Annotated in this window: 15 protein-coding genes and 1 tRNA gene; 15 read left to right on the top strand and 1 reads right to left on the bottom strand. The window is 31.3% G+C overall.

Features of this window, described 5'->3' with window-relative positions; all coding sequences use genetic code 11:
* Positions 1-9 precede the first annotated feature (9 nt).
* The 3 genes from porM to GN138_RS06100 all read left to right on the top strand — a co-directional run bounded on the left by porM (position 10) and on the right by GN138_RS06100 (position 3,723).
* Positions 10-1,581, top strand: coding sequence for a type IX secretion system motor protein PorM/GldM (porM, locus tag GN138_RS06090; RefSeq protein ID WP_157362906.1), 1,572 nt, complete (start codon positions 10-12; stop codon positions 1,579-1,581).
* A 45-nt stretch (positions 1,582-1,626) separates the two neighbouring features.
* The gene (porN, locus tag GN138_RS06095) at positions 1,627-2,538 is read left to right on the top strand and encodes a type IX secretion system ring subunit PorN/GldN (protein WP_157362907.1); all 912 of its coding nucleotides are present in this window, start codon (positions 1,627-1,629) and stop codon (positions 2,536-2,538) included.
* Between the two features lie 135 nt (positions 2,539-2,673).
* The gene (locus GN138_RS06100) at positions 2,674-3,723 is read left to right on the top strand and encodes an NAD(P)/FAD-dependent oxidoreductase (RefSeq protein ID WP_157362908.1); all 1,050 of its coding nucleotides are present in this window, start codon (positions 2,674-2,676) and stop codon (positions 3,721-3,723) included.
* A 26-nt stretch (positions 3,724-3,749) separates the two neighbouring features.
* On the opposite strand, the gene GN138_RS06105 is transcribed toward GN138_RS06100, so the two are convergent.
* Positions 3,750-4,133 carry a DUF983 domain-containing protein gene (locus tag GN138_RS06105; RefSeq protein WP_157362909.1) on the bottom strand — a complete coding sequence of 128 codons (384 nt, stop codon included), beginning with the start codon at positions 4,131-4,133 and terminating at the stop codon, positions 3,750-3,752.
* A 113-nt stretch (positions 4,134-4,246) separates the two neighbouring features.
* On the opposite strand from GN138_RS06105, the gene GN138_RS06110 reads away from it, so the two are divergent.
* From GN138_RS06110 to GN138_RS06165, 12 genes are all read left to right on the top strand, one after another.
* Positions 4,247-6,154: an ABC-F family ATP-binding cassette domain-containing protein gene (locus tag GN138_RS06110; RefSeq protein WP_157362910.1), complete on the top strand. Its 1,908-nt coding sequence runs from the start codon at positions 4,247-4,249 to the stop codon at positions 6,152-6,154.
* A 75-nt stretch (positions 6,155-6,229) separates the two neighbouring features.
* A complete protein-coding gene (locus GN138_RS06115; RefSeq protein ID WP_157362911.1) occupies positions 6,230-7,369 on the top strand; it encodes an efflux RND transporter periplasmic adaptor subunit in 1,140 nt (379 codons plus the stop codon).
* Positions 7,369-10,566, top strand: coding sequence for an efflux RND transporter permease subunit (locus GN138_RS06120; protein ID WP_157362912.1), 3,198 nt, complete (start codon positions 7,369-7,371; stop codon positions 10,564-10,566). The genes GN138_RS06115 and GN138_RS06120 overlap by 1 nt, the downstream gene beginning before the upstream one ends.
* Complete coding sequence (locus GN138_RS06125; protein ID WP_157362913.1) at positions 10,556-11,875, top strand: TolC family protein; 1,320 nt, start codon at positions 10,556-10,558, stop codon at positions 11,873-11,875. The genes GN138_RS06120 and GN138_RS06125 overlap by 11 nt, the downstream gene beginning before the upstream one ends.
* Before the next feature lie 10 nt (positions 11,876-11,885).
* Positions 11,886-12,068 carry a CPXCG motif-containing cysteine-rich protein gene (locus GN138_RS06130; RefSeq protein ID WP_157362914.1) on the top strand — a complete coding sequence of 61 codons (183 nt, stop codon included), beginning with the start codon at positions 11,886-11,888 and terminating at the stop codon, positions 12,066-12,068.
* Between the two features lie 129 nt (positions 12,069-12,197).
* On the top strand, positions 12,198-13,037 hold the full coding sequence (locus GN138_RS06135) for a leucine-rich repeat domain-containing protein (protein WP_157362915.1): 840 nt from the start codon (positions 12,198-12,200) through the stop codon (positions 13,035-13,037).
* A gap of 166 nt (positions 13,038-13,203) precedes the next feature.
* Positions 13,204-13,276, top strand: a tRNA-Met gene (locus GN138_RS06140).
* A 146-nt stretch (positions 13,277-13,422) separates the two neighbouring features.
* Entirely contained in the window at positions 13,423-14,427 is a 1,005-nt protein-coding gene (locus GN138_RS06145) for an endonuclease/exonuclease/phosphatase family protein (protein ID WP_157362916.1), read from the top strand.
* Between the two features lie 311 nt (positions 14,428-14,738).
* The gene (locus tag GN138_RS06150) at positions 14,739-14,972 is read left to right on the top strand and encodes an acyl carrier protein (protein WP_157362917.1); all 234 of its coding nucleotides are present in this window, start codon (positions 14,739-14,741) and stop codon (positions 14,970-14,972) included.
* 11 nt (positions 14,973-14,983) lie between these two features.
* Positions 14,984-16,435: a class I adenylate-forming enzyme family protein gene (locus tag GN138_RS06155; protein WP_157362918.1), complete on the top strand. Its 1,452-nt coding sequence runs from the start codon at positions 14,984-14,986 to the stop codon at positions 16,433-16,435.
* 3 nt (positions 16,436-16,438) lie between these two features.
* Entirely contained in the window at positions 16,439-17,575 is a 1,137-nt protein-coding gene (locus GN138_RS06160; RefSeq protein ID WP_157362919.1) for an iron-containing alcohol dehydrogenase, read from the top strand.
* Positions 17,572-20,055 carry a LuxE/PaaK family acyltransferase gene (locus tag GN138_RS06165; RefSeq protein WP_157362920.1) on the top strand — a complete coding sequence of 828 codons (2,484 nt, stop codon included), beginning with the start codon at positions 17,572-17,574 and terminating at the stop codon, positions 20,053-20,055. The genes GN138_RS06160 and GN138_RS06165 overlap by 4 nt, the downstream gene beginning before the upstream one ends.
* Positions 20,056-20,136: the final 81 nt, after the last annotated feature.

The following is a 20,136-nucleotide window of genomic DNA, read 5'->3' on the forward strand; positions in this document are numbered from 1 at the left end:
TAGTTAGAAATGGCAGGAGGAAAACAGTCCGCAAGGCAAAAAATGATTAACCTGATGTATTTGGTATTCATCGCAATGATTGCAATGACAATGTCAAAAGAAGTTTTATCTGCATTTGGGTTAATGAACACTAAATTTGATAATGCTAACGATTTGGCAGCAACTTCAAATGAAGGAATACTATCTCAATTAGAGAAAAAAGCTGAAGAAAAGCCTCAGGAATTTGCTGTAGTGGCAAGCAAGGCTCAACAAATCAGTAAAATATCGGATAATTTTTATAAGTTTTTGGAAACTGTAAAAGAAGAAGATATTGTAAATAAAGGAGGATACGTTAGAGAAGAAAACGGTGATTTACCTTTTGAAGAAATGGATAAAGGTGATAAACTTGATGAACTTTGGTTTACAGGTGACCGTTATACAAAAAGAGGTGATGAAATCGTAGCTGCAATTGAAAAATATAAAAATGATATTAAGAAAATTGTAGGTGACGATGTAAAATGGTCTAAAGTAATTGAAAATTTTGAAAAACGTTTTAGTTTAGAACCAGTTGTAGATAAAGAAGGTGCTAAAAAGAAATGGTTAGATTATCATTTTCAAGGCTATCCAGCAATTGCTTCTTATACAAAGTTAACAGCAATGCAAAACGATATTAAAGCTACAGAAACTAATATGTATAATGGTTTCTTAGGAAACTTAGTAACAGAAGCGGTATCGTTAAAGAACTATAAAGCTATCGTATTAGCTGATAAGTCTGCATTCTTTGCAGGTGAGAAGTTTCAAGGTAGAGTTGTATTAGGTAAATACGCTAATGTAACACCTACTAAATTAAATGTGCAAGGTCAAGAAATTGATTTAACAAATGCGATTGACTCAACAGGAGCTGCAAAGTTAGATTTTAACGTAGGAAATGTTGGTGAGCATCAAGTAGAAGGTAAATTTACTTTTATAGAAGACGGAAAGCCATTAGATATTCCTATTATTGGTAACTATGTTGTTGTTCCTAGACCAAACTCTGCTACAATTTCTGCGGATAAAATGAATGTTGTTTATCGTGGTGTTGCAAACCCAATGACAATATCATTTGCAGGTGTGCCAGATAACAAAGTAAAAGCAACTGGTGCAGGTCTTAAACCAGTAGGTAAAGGTAAGTATGTTATGAATCCTGGTTCTGGTAGAGAGGTTACAATTAATGTTTCTGCTACTTTAGATGATGGTTCTCATGCAAACGATAAAAAGACGTTTAGAATTAAAGATATACCAAAACCAACAGGTACAATTTCAGGAAAAGATGGTATCGTAAAATTACCAAAGCGTAATTTAGAAATTGGTACTGTGGGTGCTAAATTAGACGATTTCGTATTCGATTTACCAATTGGTGTAACATCTTTCAAAGTAAAAGTTCCAGGTCAACCTACAGTAATCGTTTCTGGTACTAAAATGAATAGCCAAGCAAAATCGGCAATTAAAAGAGCACGTAAAGGTGATGTTGTTACGATTTTTGATATCAAAGCATCTATACAAGGAAACTCTTCTTACAGGTTAAAAGGAGTGTCACCAGTAGCTGTTGAAGTAACTAACTAATTGATATTAGTATAATAAAATCCCAAATTATAATAAAAAAATAAGATGAATTTAAAAAGCTTTTTATGTATAGGAATAGGTGTGTTAGCTGCAAACACAATGTTTGCTCAGGCTAATATCCTAAATGCAAAAATACCAGAAGAAATTGGTATGAAAACTGAAGCGCAGTTACTTCTAGATAACGACAAGCCTTTAGAATATGGATATGTTGGTGATAGAGATATCTTATTTTCTAAAATGACTTGGGAAAAGATTGTCTTAGATGAACGTGCTAACTTTCCACTATATTTTCCAATTGAAGACAACTTAGGTGATGATAGAAAATCATTATTTAAAGTATTAATGTCTAATATTGAAGATGGTACAATTCCAAAAGTATATGCAGATGCATATTTTACAGAAGAACGTACTATGGAAGATTTAGCGCCAGCTTTAAAAACAGAATTTATTACAGATGAAGGTATTGAGTGGATGAATGCTGAAGGTGTTTCAGATACATCTCAAGTACCAGAAGAGTATGTAATTCGTCGTGAAATTGGAGCAGCAGATATCAATTCTTATTTAGTAAAAGGATTATGGTATTTTGATAAGCGTCAAGGAGAATTAAAGTATCGTATTTTGGCTATTGCACCTGCAGCACCAGATGTTAACTTTATCGATTCTGATGATGAAGCTAATAAAGAACCAATCGGATTATTTTGGGTGTTTTTCCCAGAGATAAGAGATATTCTTCATGAAGCTAAAGCATTCAACAATAAGAACAGTGCAGTGCCACTTTCATTTGATCACTTATTAAACAGTAGACGTTTTAGTGGAGTTATCTACAAAGAAGAAAATGTTTATGGTGATAGAGAAGTTAAAGAATATGTTGCTGAAAATGCATTAATGCAACTTTTAGAGTCTGAACGTATCAAAGACAAAATTAGAAATTTTGAACAAGATATGTGGAGCTATTAATTAGCTACAGCATAAATAATATAAAAACGCTCACTTTTAAGTGGGCGTTTTTTGTGCTAATTAATAGATGTTCGATAAGGGGAAAAGAAACGTTAAAACAAACTTATAAACCAGGAATTATTTACTTTTGTAACAATGAAAGAAATCGATTATATCGTTGTGGGCTGTGGCTTGGCAAGCATTGCTTTTTGTGAAGAGTTAAGGGCTAATAACAAGAGTTTTATTGTATTTGATAATAATTCGCAAAAATCATCTTTAGTTGCAGCTGGTTTGTATAATCCTGTAATTTTAAAACGTTTCTCTGCTGTATGGAAAGCTAAAGAACAATTAGAAATAGCCTTACCACATTATGCTAAAATAGAAAGAGAACTAGATATTAAGATAGATTATAAGCTTAAAATTCAAAGGCGTTTCGCTTCAATTGAAGAGCAAAACTTATGGTTTAATGCCATGGATAAGCCCAATGTAGAACCTTATCTTTCGGATCAATTAATTAAAAATTCAAACGACTTTATCAATGCGCCTTTTGGGTTTGGAGAAGTTTTAGGAGCAGGAAGAATTGATACAGATACTTTAATAACTAGCTATAAAGAATTCTTAAATAGCATAGGTAATTTACGAGAAGAAGATTTTCTTCATGCAGAACTAAAGAACGCATCAAATATTATTACCTATAAAAATTTACTAGCTAAACATGTCGTATTTGCTGAAGGTTTCGGAGTAAAGAAAAATCTATATTTTAAAGAAATTCCTATAAACGGAACTAAAGGTGAAGTGTTAACGGTAAAAGCGCCAAGCTTAAAAATTGATTTTGCTATAAAATCTTCGGTATTTATTATTCCTTTAGGAAATGACAATTATATTGTGGGTTCAACTTATAACAGAAAAGACAAGACAAACACTATTACAGAAGAAGGTAAAAATGAAATCCTTTCTAAATTAAAAACTTTTGTAAGCTCTGATGTAGAAGTTATAGAACATGTGGCAGCAGTAAGACCCACTGTAATAGATAGAAGACCTGTAGTGGGCACGCATTCTACTTTTAAGAATATTCATATTTTAAATGGATTAGGGTCAAGAGGTGTTATGGTTGCGCCTTATGTAGCTAAAAAACTATATAACGTTATTGAGAATAACCTTGCTTTAGACTGTGAGATAGATGTTAAAAGGTTTTCTAAAAACTAAAGGTAGAAGTATTAAAAACTGAACTTTTATTTTTTTACAAGTTTTTTATCATAACTCATAAAGAAATTAATCCAAATATTGCGAGAAAGCCTCATTATAATTGGAAAAAAACCGATTAGCGTTGCAATAATAGCAACAAAAGCTACAGTTAAAGAAGATCCTAATATATTATAGCTAATAATAAAAGCAGCTACAGCAAAAGCAATACCAACGGCATAACTTACATACATAGAGCCGTAGAAAAACGAAGGTTCTATTTGGTATTTTGTGTTACAATGCGAACATTTTTCGTGCATTTTTACAACATCAGAAAGGATATATGGGTTTTTATTAATATACATAGATTCTTGATGGCATTTTGGGCACACACCAAAAAGTATACTATAAAGTTTCATTCCTTTTCTAATCATAACTAAAAACCTTTACTTTTGCGTTTTTTAAGACAGTGCAAAGATAAAGTATTATAATTAACGCATTGTAACATTTGTAACTTAGAGGGACAATTGTATTATTCAAATTTACTATGTTAAATATCCATAACCTTTCTATATCCTTTCAAGGCGAATATCTATTTGAAGAAATTACCTTTAAACTCGGTCTGGGTGATCGCATTGGTTTAATTGGTAAAAATGGAGCAGGTAAATCTACTATGCTTCGTATTTTATCTAAAGAACAAGAAGCTGATTCTGGGCAGATTGCTGCAGATAAGGATATGAAAATTGGATTTTTAAAACAAGATATCGATTTTGATTTAGGTAAAACAGTTTTAGAGGAATCTTACCAAGCTTTTAAAGAAATTATAAAATGCGAAGCGCAACTAGAAGATATAAATAGACAACTGGCTGAGCGCACAGATTATAATAGTGAAGCTTATCATCAATTAATGGTAGACCTAAATGATGTTCAACATCAATATGAAATCTTAGGAGGTTATAATTATCAAGGCGAAACTGAAAAAATTCTTCAAGGTTTAGGTTTTAAACGCGAAGATTTTGATAAACTAACTGATACTTTTTCTGGTGGTTGGCGCATGCGAATAGAATTGGCGAAACTTCTACTTCAAAATAACGATTTATTACTTTTAGATGAGCCCACAAACCACTTAGATATAGAATCTATTATATGGTTAGAAAATTTCTTGAAAGGTTATAGTGGTGCTGTAGTAATTGTCTCTCACGATAAGATGTTTTTAGATAATGTAACTAATAGAACTATTGAAATTTCATTAGGTAGAATTTACGACTATAATAAGCCTTATACGCAGTTTTTGGCGTTGCGTAAAGAAATGAAGGTTCAGCAATTGGCCGCTCAAAAGAATCAGGAAAAACAAATTCAGCAAACAGAAAAGTTAATTGAAAAATTTAGAGCCAAAGCTTCAAAAGCTACAATGGCGCAATCGCTTATAAAAAAGTTAGATAAGATTGATAGAATTGAGGTAGATGAGGATGATAATAGTGTAATGTCTCTTAATTTTCCGGTTTCTGTAACACCAGGAAAAGTAGTGGTGGATATTGAGAATGTATCTAAAAAATATGGTGATTTGCAAGTACTGCATAATGTAAATTTAACTATTCCTAGAGATATAAAAACAGCATTTGTTGGTCAAAATGGTCAAGGAAAATCAACCTTAGCTAAAATAATTGTTGGAGAATTAGAGCATGAAGGCAAGCTAAATCTAGGCCACAATGTTCAAATCGGGTATTTCGCTCAAAACCAAGCAGAATATTTAGATGGTAACAAAACCGTTTTAGATACAATGATAGATGCAGCTAATGAAACTAACCGAAGTAAAGTAAGAGATATTTTAGGGTCGTTTTTATTTAGAGGAGAAGAAGTTGAGAAATATGTACGTGTGCTATCTGGAGGAGAACGTAATCGATTAGCATTGGCAAAGCTGTTGTTACAACCGCTGAATGTTTTAATAATGGACGAGCCCACCAATCACTTAGATATTAAATCTAAAAATGTATTAAAAGAAGCCTTAACAAAATTTGAAGGTACTTTAATATTAGTATCTCACGATAGAGATTTTCTTCAGGGTTTAACAGATACAGTCTATGAATTTAAGGATCAAAATATCAAAGAATATTTAGGAGATATAGATTTTTATTTAGAAAAACGTAATCTTGAAAACCTTAGAGAAGCAGAAAAGAGAACCGTCATTGTTGAGAAGCCAAAGGAAACTAAAAAGCAGAGTTACGAAGATCAAAAGAAATTAAAATCTTTAAATAACAAGTTGAGTAATATAGAATCTAAAATTAATCAACTAGAAAAAGATATTAAAGCAGATGATGTTAAGCTAGCAACAGACTATGATAAAACAGTGTCAGACCCTAAGTTTTTTGATGCTTATCAAGACAAGAAAAAAGCTTTAGATAATTTAATGACGGACTGGGAGAACATTCAAGAAAATTTAGAGGCGCTATCTTAGTAAAATTAAGAATATTTTAACTGCCAGACCTAATGATAACGTTAGCTTTGCATAATACTGACGATCAATATCATTATGTTAAGAAAAATTATTTTATCTGTTTTAGGCATTGCATTTCTTGTTGGTGCCTTCATATATGCCAATTATTTAATAGATAGTAAACACAAACCCAAGCCTATTGTACCTAAGGTTGTTAAAACCGTTATTGTAGATACGGTAAAAAATGGTATTGTGCCTGTAGTAATATCTGCCAATGGAAATTTAAGTAGTAAACAACGTGTAGAATTGTACTCTGAAGTTCAAGGTATTTTTAAAACAGGTTCAAAATTATTTAAACCAGGACAAAAATTCACTAAAGGAGAAACGCTTATACGCCTAGATGCTTCGGAATATTATGCAAGCGTTCAATCGGCAAAAAGTGATTTGTATAATAGTATCGCGGCAATAATGCCAGATTTGCGTTTAGATTTTACAGAAGTTTATCCTAAATGGCAAGCTTATCTCAATAGTTTCGATATAAATAAAACGACGCCAAAACTACCAGAGATTTCTGGAGAAAAAGAGAATTATTTTATCACGGGTCGTGGTATTGTAAGTGCCTATTATAATGTAAAAAATTTAGAACAACGATTAACTAAATACAGAATCGCAGCGCCTTTTACTGGTATCTTAACCGAAGCATTGGTTACGGAAGGGACTTTAATTAGAAGTGGTCAAAAATTAGGAGAGTTTATAGATCCTTCTGTTTACGAAATGGAAGTGGCTATAAGTAAATCTTATGCAGATATTTTAAAGGAAGGCGAAAATGTTAACCTAACGAGTTTAGATAAAACAAAGGTTTATCAAGGAGTTGTATCTCGTGTTAATGGTAGTATTGATGCAACCACACAAACCATAACAGTTTACATTGAGGTAAAACACCAAGATTTAAAAGAAGGCATGTATCTAGAGGCCAATTTAAATGCTGAGAAAATAGAAAACGCTATAGAAATTGATAGAAATTTATTGTTAGACAGTGAAGAAATATATGTGGTTAACGATAGTTTATTAGACGTTATACCTGTAAAACCGGCCCATTTTTCTAGTGAAACTGTGGTTTTAAAGAAGGTACCAAACGGAACGGTTATACTAAAAAAACCTGTACCAGGAGCTTATGCAGGTATGCATGTAAAAGGTGTTAAAAGCAGTGTTTCAACTAATGATGCTATTCAATAATGAGAAAAATAATTGAATATTTTATAAGATACCATGTTGCTGTAAATGTGTTAATTATTGCATTTGTGGTTTTTGGTGTCATAGGTGCCGTTTCTTTAAAATCATCTTTCTTTCCATTAACAGAATCTAAAATAATTACGGTTGCGATAACTTATCCTGGAGCATCACCACAAGAGATAGAAGAGGGTATTGTGCTTCAAATCGAAGATAATCTAAAAGGCTTAAAAGGTGTTGATAGAGTAACGTCTACCTCTAGTGAAAATAGTGGAACTATAACAGTAGAAATTGAAAAAGGAGAAAGTCTAGATTTTATGCTTTTAGAGGTGAAGAATGCAGTAGATCGTGTACCTTCATTTCCAACAGGAATGGAACCTTTGGTAGTTTCTAAACAAGAAGCTGTAAGAGAAACCATTTCATTTGCTATTAACGGAAAAAATATACCATTAAAAACGTTAAAAGAATTAGCGAGACAAGTTGAAACAGATTTACGTGCTATAGATGGAATTTCTCAAATAGAATTATCGGGTTTTCCTGAAGAAGAAATAGAAATTGCAGTTAATGAGCTCAATTTATTAGCCTATGATTTAACCTTTAACGATGTTGCTAATGCTGTAAGTAATGCTAATATTTTAGTAACTGGTGGTAATGTTAAAACAGTAGCGGAAGATTATTTAATTAGAGCCAATAATAGACAATATTACGGCAAGGAATTACTTAATATTATTGTTAGAGCATCTGCCGACGGAAAAGTAATTCGGTTAAAAGATGTTGCTGAAGTAAGAGATCGCTTTTCTGAAACGCCAAACGCAACCTATTTTAATCAAAACTTAGCAGTCAATATCACTGTTACCAGCACCAATAATGAAGATTTAATTTCCTCTGCAGATAAAATAAAAACATATATTGAGGAGTATAATCAAAAGTATACCAATGTTAAATTAGAAGTTGTTAGTGATAGGTCTATTACCTTAAATCAAAGAACAGATTTACTAACAGAAAATGCCATTGTTGGTATGCTTCTGGTATTACTCTTTTTGTCCATTTTCTTAAATACACGTTTGGCACTATGGGTAGCTTTTGGTCTGCCAATTTCATTTTTAGGAATGTTTATTTTTGCCGCGCAATTTAATGTTACAATAAATGTGTTGTCATTATTTGGAATGATCATTGTGATAGGCATTTTAGTAGATGATGGAATTGTAATTGCAGAGAACATCTATCAACATTACGAAAAGGGTAAAAAACCAGTTCAAGCTGCAATTGATGGTACTTTAGAGGTGATTCCACCAGTAGTTTCAGCTATTATAACAACGTTATTGGCGTTTTCATTATTTTTCTTTTTAGAGAGTAGAATTGGTGAGTTTTTTAGTGAAGTTGCGGTTATAGTAATTTTAACCTTAGTGGTATCATTAATAGAAGCTTTGGTGATATTACCAGCCCATTTAGCACACTCAAAAGCGTTAAAAATTCAAAAAGATGATGAAAACCCTTCTAAAATAAAACAGTTTTTCTCATTTATGAGAGTAATCAATACTGGAGGAGACCGTTTTATGTCTTTTTTAAGAGATAAAGTTTATTCACCAATTTTAGAGCGTGTTTTAAAATATAAAATATTTTCTTTAGGTTTTTTTATTGCCCTATTGGTATTGACGTTTGGTTCTCTTGGAGGAGGTGTAATTGGTGTTACTATATTCCCTAGAATTGCTAGTGATGCTGCAAACATAGAATTAGTAATGCCAGCTGGTACTAATGTAAAAATTACAGATTCTATTATTTCTTTAATTGAAGAAAAGTCGTTTATAGTAAATAAAGAACTTACAGATAAATACTTAAAAGGTACAGGTAAGCAATTGTTTGAAAATACAATTGTAGACATTAGCAGTAGCTCTAGTGCCAGATTAAGAATTAATTTGTTACCAGGTGAAGAACGACCAGATGAAATTAAAGCAGATTTAGTGACCAACCGATTAGAAGAATTAGTTGGGCCTGTTATAGGGACGGAACGCTTAATTTATGGCTCTGGAGGTAATTTTGGAGGTAGCCCAGTTTCAGTGTCTCTACTGAGTAATAATATTGAAGAGTTAAAAGCTTCAAAATTAGAGCTTAAGAAATATTTAGAATCTAATCCTCTACTTAAAGATATAGGGGATAATGATCCGGCAGGTATAAAGGAAATCCGATTAGAACTAAAGGAGAGTGCTTATCTATTGGGCTTAGATTTAAGTACAGTAATGTCTCAAGTACGAGCTGGTTTTTTTGGTGCACAAGCACAACGTTTTCAAAGAGGACAAGACGAAATAAAAGTTTGGGTACGTTACGATATTGAAAACAGAAGTTCTATAAATGATTTAGATGCTATGCGTATTGTAACACCTACTGGTGAACGAGTTACTTTAAAGGATATAGCAGATTACAGCATTGCAAGGGGTGACGTTGCAATTAATCACTTAGAAGGTAAACGAGAAATACAGGTATATGCTGATTTGAAAGACCCAAGTACAAGCAATACAGATATTATTGAAGATATTAAAACGTCTTTTATCCCACAATTACAATCTAAATACCCATCAATAAATGCGTCTTACGAAGGGCAAAATAGAGAAAAGGATAAATTAACAGGGTCTTTAGGTGTAGCCGGACCAATAATTTTATTATTAATTTATATCACCATAGCTTTTACCTTTAGAAGTTATTCGCAACCATTTTTACTTATTTTATTAATACCACTAAGTTTAACTGCAGTAGCTTGGGGACATTGGTTGTTAGGCTTTCAGGTTAACGTACTATCGCTTTTAGGTATTATTGCGTTGATAGGTATAATGGTAAATGACGGATTAGTTTTTATAGGTAAATTTAATAGTAACTTAAAAGAAGGATTGGCTTTTGAATTGGCGTTATCCGAAGCTGGTAAGTCAAGATTTAGAGCTATTTTCTTAACTTCTGTTACTACTATTGCTGGCTTATCACCTTTATTATTAGAGAAGAGTAGACAGGCTCAGTTTTTAAAACCAATGGCAATTTCAATTTCTTTTGGTATTGCATATGCAACAATACTTACCTTGTTAGTTTTACCATTATTCTTGTCTTTTAGTAATAGTATAAAAAAGAGCGGTAAGTGGTTAATAACAGGTAATAATGTTACAAAAGAAGAAGTTGAACGGGCAATTATAGAACAAAATGAAGGGAATGAACACTAATATTAGAATTATAGTTCTGTTTATATTTTGTCATTTAAATTTAAGTGCGCAAGAAATTTTAACAAAAGAACAAGCCGTTTCTAGTATGCTAGAAAATAATTATGGTGTAAAAATTGCAAATAATGCCGTTTCTGTAGCAGAGAATAATAAAAGCATACTTAATTCAGGATATTTACCAACAGTTTCGGCAAGTGCAGGTGGTAACTATTATGTAGATAATACAGAAGCCGAATTTTCTAATGATACGCCAGATGCGGTCTTAAATGGGGCAGAGAGTTCTAATTATAATGCAAGCGTAACAATAGATTATACCATTTTTGATGGTTTAGGAAGACGCTATAACTACAATAAATTAAAAGAACAATATCAATTATCGGAGTTGCAAGCAAGAGAAACTATTGAAACAACTTTACTTCAATTGTTTTCTTTTTATTATAATGTTGCGCAATTATCTGATAATTTAAAAGCTTTAGAAGAAACTTTAAATAATACAAAAGACAGGCTGCTTAGAGCAGAATACCAGTTTGAATATGGGCAAAACACTAAATTAGAAGTTTTAAATGCTGAAGTTGATATCAATACAGATAGTATCAATATAATTAATACAAAACAAGATTTAAAAGTTGCTAAACGCGATTTAAAATTAGTTTTAGGTGAATCATTGTCATCGGATTTTAAGGTAGAAACAGATGTCGTTTTTTTACTAGAACTGCAAAAAGATAGTCTATTTGAAAAAGCAAAATCGCGCAATATAGCCTTATTGCAAACTGAAAAAAATATTGCTATTAGTAAATTAGATATTAATTCTGGTAAATCAGGTTATTTACCTACAATTGGTTTATATGGATCATATGGTTGGAGTAAAAATAATAACAATGCTGTTTCATTATTGTCGGTATCTACTAATACTGGCATTTCAACAGGCTTAACGTTTAGTTGGGATTTGTTTGATGGTGGCTCAACAATAACAACAGTAAGAAATGCTAAATTAGATTTAGAGGCTCAAAAACTTCAAAAGGAGAGTCTTCTTTTAAGTATCGAACGCGATTTTAATAACGCTTGGGATAATTATCAAAACAAATTAGAGATATATAATATACAAGAAAAGAATATAATAACAGCTCAAAATAATTTTGACAGAACTGAAGAGAAATTTAAAATAGGTCAGGTTAATTCAATAGAATATAGACAAGCACAAGTAAATTTATTAAATGCTGAATTAAGTAGAAATCAAGCAAAATATTCAGCTAAATTATCTGAGTTAGAGGTGCTTCAAATTAGTGGAGAACTGCTTAATGTAGAATTTTAATTTAATAGTAATGCATGAATATTTCTTTCAGTGTCCATATTGTTGGGAGCAAATTTCTATGCTTATAGATGTGTCTCAAAAACAGCAAAACTATATCGAAGATTGTGAAATCTGTTGTAACCCTATTGAGGTTTCAGTAGAAATAGAAGCCCGAGAAATTATTAGTTTTCAGGCAGAAAATATTCAACAATAAATGATATTTTGTTAATACAGAAGGGGTTCTTCTTGTAAATCAATGTAATTCATCGAAAAACTTTGCAGTTTATAGTGTTTTAGGTTATATTTGTTATGTTATTGTGTCCCTCCACAAAAATCTACTATTATGAAGACACTAAAAATAACATGCCTAACCTGTTTAATTTCAGTATTTTCTTTTGCGCAAGTATCTCAAAATCAAAAGGACGCGCTATTGGATTTGTATAATGCTACCAATGGTGATTCTTGGATTAATTCTTGGGATTTAGAACAATCGGTTTCCTCTTGGTACGGTGTAACTATAGATGACGACAATGTTGTTGCAATAAAAATGCCTTTTAATGGTTTAGTTGGATCTCTTCCAGAATCAATTTCAGAATTAGACAACTTAGTTGTTTTAGATTTAGCCTTTAATAAATTAGAAGGCGAATTGCCAAAATCATTGGTTTCAATGACTAGTTTAGAAGAATTACAACTATTCTCTAATCAATTTAATGGTTCAATTCCTAATGATATTGGAAATTTAGTTAACCTAAAATCTTTAGAGCTTTACAATAATGATTTTTTTGGGGCAATACCATCTTCAATGGGTAACCTTAAGAATTTAGAAGTATTAAATCTTAGCAGTAACTTGTTAATGGGAACTTTGCCAGCGAGTATTTCAAACTTAAAATCTTTAAAAGTTTTAAGTGTTTTTGATAATAATTTATTTGGTACCATTCCTTCTTCAATTGCACAGCTTACAGAATTAGAAGAATTAGTATTGTCTAACAATGCATTTTACGGAGAACTGCCTAGTGTTTTAGCTGAGTTAACTAATTTAAAAACCTTACTGCTTAGTAATAATCAATTTAAAGGTAATTATGCTATATTAAAACAATCATTACCAAATATTGTTGATTTTGATTTGGATCAAGCAAACTTAGAAGGAACATTAGCAACTTTAGATGTCGAAGAAGAAGATTAAAAAAATGATTTAAATATAAATGATGACGTTCTAAAAAAAAGAACGTTATTTTTTTGTTTTATCTTTTGTATTATAAAAAAAGTATTATCTTTGCAGTCCTAAAATGATTGAGTCGGCCTTATGAACCGAAAGTTAAAAGCTAAGACAATCATTTTAAGATTAAAATCGCGGGATAGAGCAGTAGGTAGCTCGTCGGGCTCATAACCCGAAGGTCACTGGTTCGAGTCCAGTTCCCGCTACTAAATTAAGAGAAGCCTTTCAAGAAATTGAAAGGCTTTTTTTTGTGTTATTTATTCCATTTTTTTAAGACTTATTAATTTATACTTTTTGTAAGTTAGCACCAAATTTATTTTTGTAAAATTATGATTGTAAAGGCATTAAATAAATGAAGAACTTTATTGAAAAATGGAAAGTTATACTTATTATAAACCTATTTGTTGTACTCCTTTTATTAATAGTTTGTCTTAGACAATATATTGGTATCAACAGATTCTTTATATTATCTTTCTTAGGTTTTTTTGTACCTTTTTTTGTGTATGCCAATATCTTATTTGTACTGTATTGGGCTTTAAAGAGAAAAATTCAGTTTCTCATATCTTTAAGTATACTTGTTTTTGGTTATTTTATGAATGATTCGTTTATAAAATTTAATGATTCAAATAGTAATGCTTTTGCAGATTTTAGTGTAATGTCATTTAACGCACATGGATTTGCTGGTTTCTTTAAAATAGATAATCCAAACGTGAAAGAGGATATAGTTGAATATGTTTTAAGAGAAAATCCAGATATTGTATGTTTTCAAGAGTATAATATTGAAGTTAGTAGTATGTTTAAGGAATATCCATATAAATATATCACTCCAGATTCTGTTGATGCTACACCACAAGCAATTCTTTCTAAGTATCCTATAGTATCTCACGGTGCTTTTGATTTTAAAAATACAATAAACAATGCCATTTATGCAGATGTTAAAATAAAGCAAGATACAGTTAGAGTTTATAACATTCACTTAGAATCTTTTAGAGTGAGGCCTGGTTCATTAAAGCGTGAAGTACCAACAAACATTTTTAATAGAATGAGTTCAGCTTTTCAGAAACAGTTAGAGCAAGCACGATTGGTAAAAAAACATAGTTTATCAGTGAAGTATAAAACCTTAATATGTGGTGATTTTAATAGTACACAATATTCAAATGTTTATAGAATTTTAAAAGGGGATTTAAAAGATAGTTTTTTAGAAAAAGGTGTAGGTTTTGGCAATACGTTTGATTTTAGAATATTACCGTTTAGAATAGATATGATACTGACCGATTTAGAAATTGTGTCACATAAAAATTACAACATTGAATATTCTGATCATGAACCAATAAAAGCATCGTTTCGTGTTAAATAGTAATATTTAAATACGTTTAATTTTTTAATTTTAATTAATTTCGAATTAAGATGTTTATTTCATTCAATTTTACACGTTCGTAGTATTCTCTTAATTTTCGTAAAAACTGAAATTTTAACATTAAAAATTGACTCTTTATATTGTTTTTTTTAAGATTTAAATAATTGGTATTAAGCGTTTTGTGTTGTTTTTATGTTTCTTGTCGGTATTATTATATTTTGAACTAAAATATTCATAAATAATGTTTGAAAAATCGAAATTTATTTAACTTGCATTGCTATTAATTAACAAATAAAAATTATAAATTAAAGATGGATATAGGTAATAAAGTTAGGGAGATTATTGCAGAGTCTATAGAAGTAGAAATATCAAAAATAGAAGAAGATACAGCTATAGGTGATTTTCCTAAATGGGATTCCATGGGGCAAATAATTATAATTTCCGCTTTAGAAAAAGAGTTCGATTTTAAATTTGACCCAGAGGTAATTATGGATTTAGAAGATGTAGGAGATATGATTGAGGCTGTAGAAGAGCATGTTGCATAATAATCACAGTTATGGAGTTTGTATCACTTGAAGAGAAAATATTTGATTTTTCAATTCAAACACCTAATAAAACTGCAATAGTTGAAAAGAAAAATACTGTTACATATCAGGAACTTTACCAACATATTTGGTCAACCAAGTGCTTTTTAGAGAAAACTTATAACTTACAGAAAGGTGATACTGTTGTAATTGCCGCAAGTAAAAATTTAAATTTTATCTATGCTTATTTTGCTTTTCATCTTATAGGAGTGAAAGTTGTTCCTTTAGATGAACAAATTCAACAGGAGAGATTAGTATATATTATCCAAAAAACCAACCCTAAATTAGTTATTGGATTAAATATTGAAGAAGAAATAGTTTGTATTGATTTTGATGTGTTAAAAGAGATAGAACAGGTTCTTGTTCCTAATCAAATTGAATTTCCTGAAGAATGCCAAGAAGCAGATGTTTTGTTTACTACTGGTACAACGGGAGATCCAAAAGGTGTAGTCTTAACTCACGGAAATCTTGCAGCTAGTGCACATAATATTAATACATTTATCCAAAATGATAGTAAGGATGTAGAGCTTTTAGCTTTACCAATTAGCCATTCATTTGGTTTAGGTAGAATTAAATGTGTATTGATCACAGGCGGAACATTGGTATTGTTAGGTAGTGTTGTTAATATGAAGCGTTTGTTTAGAACGTTTAAAGAACAAAATATCACAGGATTTGGTATGGTGCCAGCTAGTTGGCAGTATATTCAAAAAATGAGTGGTAATAAATTAAAAGATTATGCTGATAACCTTAATTATATAGAGTTAGGAAGCGCATATATGTCTCCAGAAGACAAGGAAGAACTTATTAAATTATTTCCTAATACTAGGATTTGTATGCATTACGGACTTACCGAAGCTTCGAGATCTACTTTTATGGAATTTCATACAGATTGTAACTATTTAAATACAATTGGTAAAGCAACTCCAAATGTTGAAATTAGTATAAAAGATAATCAAGGCCATACTGTTAGTGCAGGAGAAGAGGGTGAAATTTGCGTAAAAGGACAGCATGTAACTGCGGGTTATTTTACGGATTCTAATAGCGGCTTTTTTTACGGCGATTATTTTAGAACAGGAGATATTGGAAGTGTAGATAATAATGGTTACGTATATTTAAAAGGACGTTATAAAGAGATTATAAATGTTGGAGGTAAGAAATTATCGCCTATTGAAGTAGAATCTAAAATTAATGAATTCGATTCTTCATTAGAGTCTGTTTGTATTGGTGTTAAAGATCCCGATGGAATTTTGGGTGAAGTAGTTAAAGCATTTATTGTAAAAAATAACACTACTCATAATTTTGAATCTATAAATGAGTTTTTAAAATCGAAGTTAGAATCCTATAAAGTACCAGTTTTATATGAATGGATTGACGAAATTCCGAGAACGAAATCTGGAAAAATACAACGACAAAAATTAAAATAAATTATGTGGGAGCCTCAAGGGATTTATTCCAAATTTTTATTAAAACAACCTACAATTCTTTTTGGAGACAATGCTATTATGGGACTTAAAACCTATGCTAGCTCTAGGGTTGTTGTAATTCATGGGTCTAGTTTAAGTGACGATTATAAGCAGAGCGTCCTTAAAGCTATGTCTGCCTTTGAAGTATCTTTTATAAAAAAAACCTGGGAAGGAGAACCTACTTTAGCAACTTTAAATCCAACGATAAAAAAGGTTGAAGATTGTAAACCAGATTTAATAATTGCTATTGGTGGAGGAAGTGTTATTGATGGTGCAAAAATGGTAAGAACGTATTACGAGTTTCCTTTTTTTAATGTTAATGAAACAAGTTTTTCAATGCTTAACTGGAAAACCACACTTGTTGCTATACCAACAACAATTGGTAGTGGTGCAGAAATTTCTTCGGCGTCAGTGATGTATAATGACAAGGAAAAGACTAAAGAATTTGTAGTGAGTCATCAATTTATACCAGAAATTATAGTTTTAGAAGCAAGTTTAATTAAAAATGCACCTAAAAAAATATTACTATCTTCAATGGTAGATGCCTTGTCTCATGCTGTTGAAGGGTATATGTCTAAAATAGATAATTTATTGGTAGATAGCTACGCAGAAAAAGCAATTCAAATTATATCACAATATCATGAGGTTATCAGTAAAGACATTGATGAGCATTATTTAAATAAGCTTCAGTTAGCATCACTCTTTGCAGGATTGGTTCAAAACCATTGTATTGTAGGTGCAACTCATGCATTAGCGCACCAAATGTCTGCTTTTGGATTGTCGCACTCAAACGCTATAGCACTATTTTTACCTTCAGTGATTAAGAGAAATATTAAAGATACAAACGCCAATAAAAGATTTAATCAACTAGCAAAACATTCTGGTTTTAGTGATGGAAAAGAACTATTAAATTTTATTGAAACATTTATTAAAGGTTTTGATCTTTCAGAAGAATTAAATGTATTAAAGGAACATAAGGAAGAAATTTTGGCCAATGATGCATTCTTTCAGCAGGCCTTAAATGATAAAGGCGGACAAGGTAACCCAGTTGCTATGGACAAAGAATTTTTAAAGGATATTTTTAAAGAAGCGTCTCTATGAAAACTAAAACTCTTACAGATAACCTCATTAATACTAGTCCTTATGAATTAGATAAAGGACATAAAAAACAACTGTTTTTAGAGGCATTATTAGACGAGATTAAATTCCATTATAACAATAACGAACAGTACAAACGTTTTTGTAACAACAAAGATTTTAATCCGCATAATTTTGTAGGAGACTTAGATCAAATTCCTCCAATCGCAGTAAGTGTGTTTAAAGACTTAGGAAAGGAGTTAAAGTCTATTCCAGATAATGAAGTTAAATTATCCTTGCAATCATCAGCAACTTCAGGCATACCAAGTACTGTAGTATTAGATAAAATTACGGCAAAACGTCAAGGCAAGGTGATGGTTAAGGTAATAAAAGATTTTATTGGTGCAGAAAGAAAGCCTTTTATCGTTGTAGATGTAAGCCCAAAACCAGAAAATATTAAATTTTTAGGAGCCAGATATGCTGCAATTGGTGGTTATTTAAATTTTGCTAGTGAGGTGAATTATGCCTTAGATACAAAATCTGATAACAGTGTAGCTTTTAATGTAGATAAAACTAAAACCTTTATTGAGAAATTAGATAAAGAAACGCCAATTGTTGTATTTGGTTTTACGTATATGTTATATGCGCAAGTTGTAAAACCATTATTAGATAAGGGAATTACTTTTAATTTGCCACAAGGATCTAAAATTATTCATATTGGAGGTTGGAAAAAATTAGAAAGTGAAAAAATTGGTAAAGACCAATTTAATGAAGCCATGTCTCAATTGTTTGCAGTAAAAAAGGAACATGTTATAGATATTTACGGTTTTACGGAGCAGATGGGATTAAATTATCCAGATTGCGAATGTGGTTGGAAACATACACCTGTTTACTCTGAAGTAATTGTAAGAAACCCAGAAACAAGAGAGGTTATGCCTCAAGGAGAAGAAGGTGTTTTAGAATTTTTATCTCCAATTCCGCATTCTTATCCTGGTAATGTTGTTTTAACTGATGATATGGGAGTTGTAAATCCAGAACCTTGCCCAAATGGAAGAAACGGAACCCGATTTAAAATCTTAGGTCGATTAAAAAAGGCAGAAGTTAGAGGTTGCGGAGATATTTTAGGAAGTAAATTAAAGTTTTCTGGTGATACCGAAGGACAAGAAGAGTCAATAAAATCAGATTTAGAACTTCATTACTGGAAAGGACAGCGCATTGATGCTACGCAATCAGCAGAAATACAATTAACAAAAATTATAACCAACTTAAATTCTAAGAAAGAATGGTTAAGAAATCAACCAATTGATGCTTTAATTGGCTTAATAGGTGAGGCTTCTAAAGTATGGATGATGGCCGAAGGTGATTTAAGTACCATGAAAGAAAAAGGGTTGTCGTTTTTAGCTAATTGGGCTAAACCGATTCATCTTAATAGAATTGCCACAATTGGTCTTAGAAATAATAGACAACATATTGATGGATTTATTCCATTAAATGAATCACGTAAGCAGTTTTTAAAAGCCAATCAAAAAGGCTTAGTTTGTCATTGGTTAGCTGGTAATGTTCAAGTTTTAGGAATGTTTGCTTTATTACAATCTATAATGACTAAGAATGTAAATCTTTTAAAAATATCATCTAAAGATGGAGGCGTTTTTGCAGGGTTGTTAAAAACGTTTGAAGGCTTAAGCTACACCACAAAAGGAGGATACACTATAAAAGGTGATGATTTATTAGAAACAATAGCCGTTGTTTATTTTTCTCATAAAGATAGACAAATAGGTGAATTAATGTCTAAGTCTGCTAATGTTCGTATAGCTTGGGGAGGAAGAGAAGCCGTAGAAACAGTAGCTAACTATCCGTCTATGTATGATACAGAAGATATTATATTTGGTCCTAAAATTTCCTTTTCAGTTATTTCACAAGAAGTTTTAAGTACCGAAAGAAAAGCAAAAAAAATAGCAAGAAAAGTTGCAGTAGATTCTAGTGTGTTTGATCAAACAGGTTGTGCTTCTCCACATAATTTATATATAGAAAAAGGAGGAGTGATATCTCCAAGAGTTTTTTGTGAGTTGCTAGCACAAGGCATGGAAAAAACTGCCGTCCAAATTCCTAAAGGAGAAACGTCGGTAGAGCAGATATCCGCTATTCACTCTGTAAGGGGATTATATGATTTTAAAGGCGAAGTTTGGGCTAGTGAGGATACTACATGGACGGTTGTATATGCAGAAGATAAGAATTTAAAAGCTCCTGTATATTCAAGAGTGATTATGGTTCACCCTGTAGACCACATAGATGAAACTCTAGAACATATTGATGATAATATACAAACTATTGGTTTAGCAGCAATAGGAGAAAAAGCATTGAATTTTGCAGAAAAAGCAGTAGATAAAGGTGTTATGAGATGTCCGGAAATGGGTAGAATGTTAAATTTTGAATCACCTTGGGACGGTATCTTTTTAATGGAAAGAATGGTAAGATGGAGTACTTTTGGAGGACCATTAATTTAATCAAAAATAATTATTAAATAACAAGGGTGGAATTTTAAATTTTTATATCTTCATGTAGTCAATATGTTAAATATTTGAGTG

Source organism: Winogradskyella endarachnes (assembly GCF_009741275.1).
Taxonomy (GTDB): domain Bacteria; phylum Bacteroidota; class Bacteroidia; order Flavobacteriales; family Flavobacteriaceae; genus Winogradskyella; species Winogradskyella endarachnes.

Bases quoted from the DNA above. Each gene is read 5' to 3' on its own strand.
- GN138_RS06125 (WP_157362913.1), top strand. From the start codon at position 10,556: ATGAACACTAATATTAGAATTATAGTTCTGTTTATATTTTGTCATTTA.
- porN (WP_157362907.1), top strand. From the start codon at position 1,627: ATGAATTTAAAAAGCTTTTTATGTATAGGAATAGGTGTGTTAGCTGCA.
- GN138_RS06120 (WP_157362912.1), top strand. From the start codon at position 7,369: ATGAGAAAAATAATTGAATATTTTATAAGATACCATGTTGCTGTAAAT.
- GN138_RS06130 (WP_157362914.1), top strand. From the start codon at position 11,886: ATGCATGAATATTTCTTTCAGTGTCCATATTGTTGGGAGCAAATTTCT.
- GN138_RS06110 (WP_157362910.1), top strand. From the start codon at position 4,247: ATGTTAAATATCCATAACCTTTCTATATCCTTTCAAGGCGAATATCTA.
- GN138_RS06165 (WP_157362920.1), top strand. From the start codon at position 17,572: ATGAAAACTAAAACTCTTACAGATAACCTCATTAATACTAGTCCTTAT.
- GN138_RS06115 (WP_157362911.1), top strand. From the start codon at position 6,230: ATGTTAAGAAAAATTATTTTATCTGTTTTAGGCATTGCATTTCTTGTT.
- GN138_RS06145 (WP_157362916.1), top strand. From the start codon at position 13,423: ATGAAGAACTTTATTGAAAAATGGAAAGTTATACTTATTATAAACCTA.
- GN138_RS06155 (WP_157362918.1), top strand. From the start codon at position 14,984: ATGGAGTTTGTATCACTTGAAGAGAAAATATTTGATTTTTCAATTCAA.
- GN138_RS06100 (WP_157362908.1), top strand. From the start codon at position 2,674: ATGAAAGAAATCGATTATATCGTTGTGGGCTGTGGCTTGGCAAGCATT.
- GN138_RS06135 (WP_157362915.1), top strand. From the start codon at position 12,198: ATGAAGACACTAAAAATAACATGCCTAACCTGTTTAATTTCAGTATTT.
- GN138_RS06105 (WP_157362909.1), bottom strand. From the start codon at position 4,133: ATGATTAGAAAAGGAATGAAACTTTATAGTATACTTTTTGGTGTGTGC.
- GN138_RS06150 (WP_157362917.1), top strand. From the start codon at position 14,739: ATGGATATAGGTAATAAAGTTAGGGAGATTATTGCAGAGTCTATAGAA.
- GN138_RS06160 (WP_157362919.1), top strand. From the start codon at position 16,439: ATGTGGGAGCCTCAAGGGATTTATTCCAAATTTTTATTAAAACAACCT.
- porM (WP_157362906.1), top strand. From the start codon at position 10: ATGGCAGGAGGAAAACAGTCCGCAAGGCAAAAAATGATTAACCTGATG.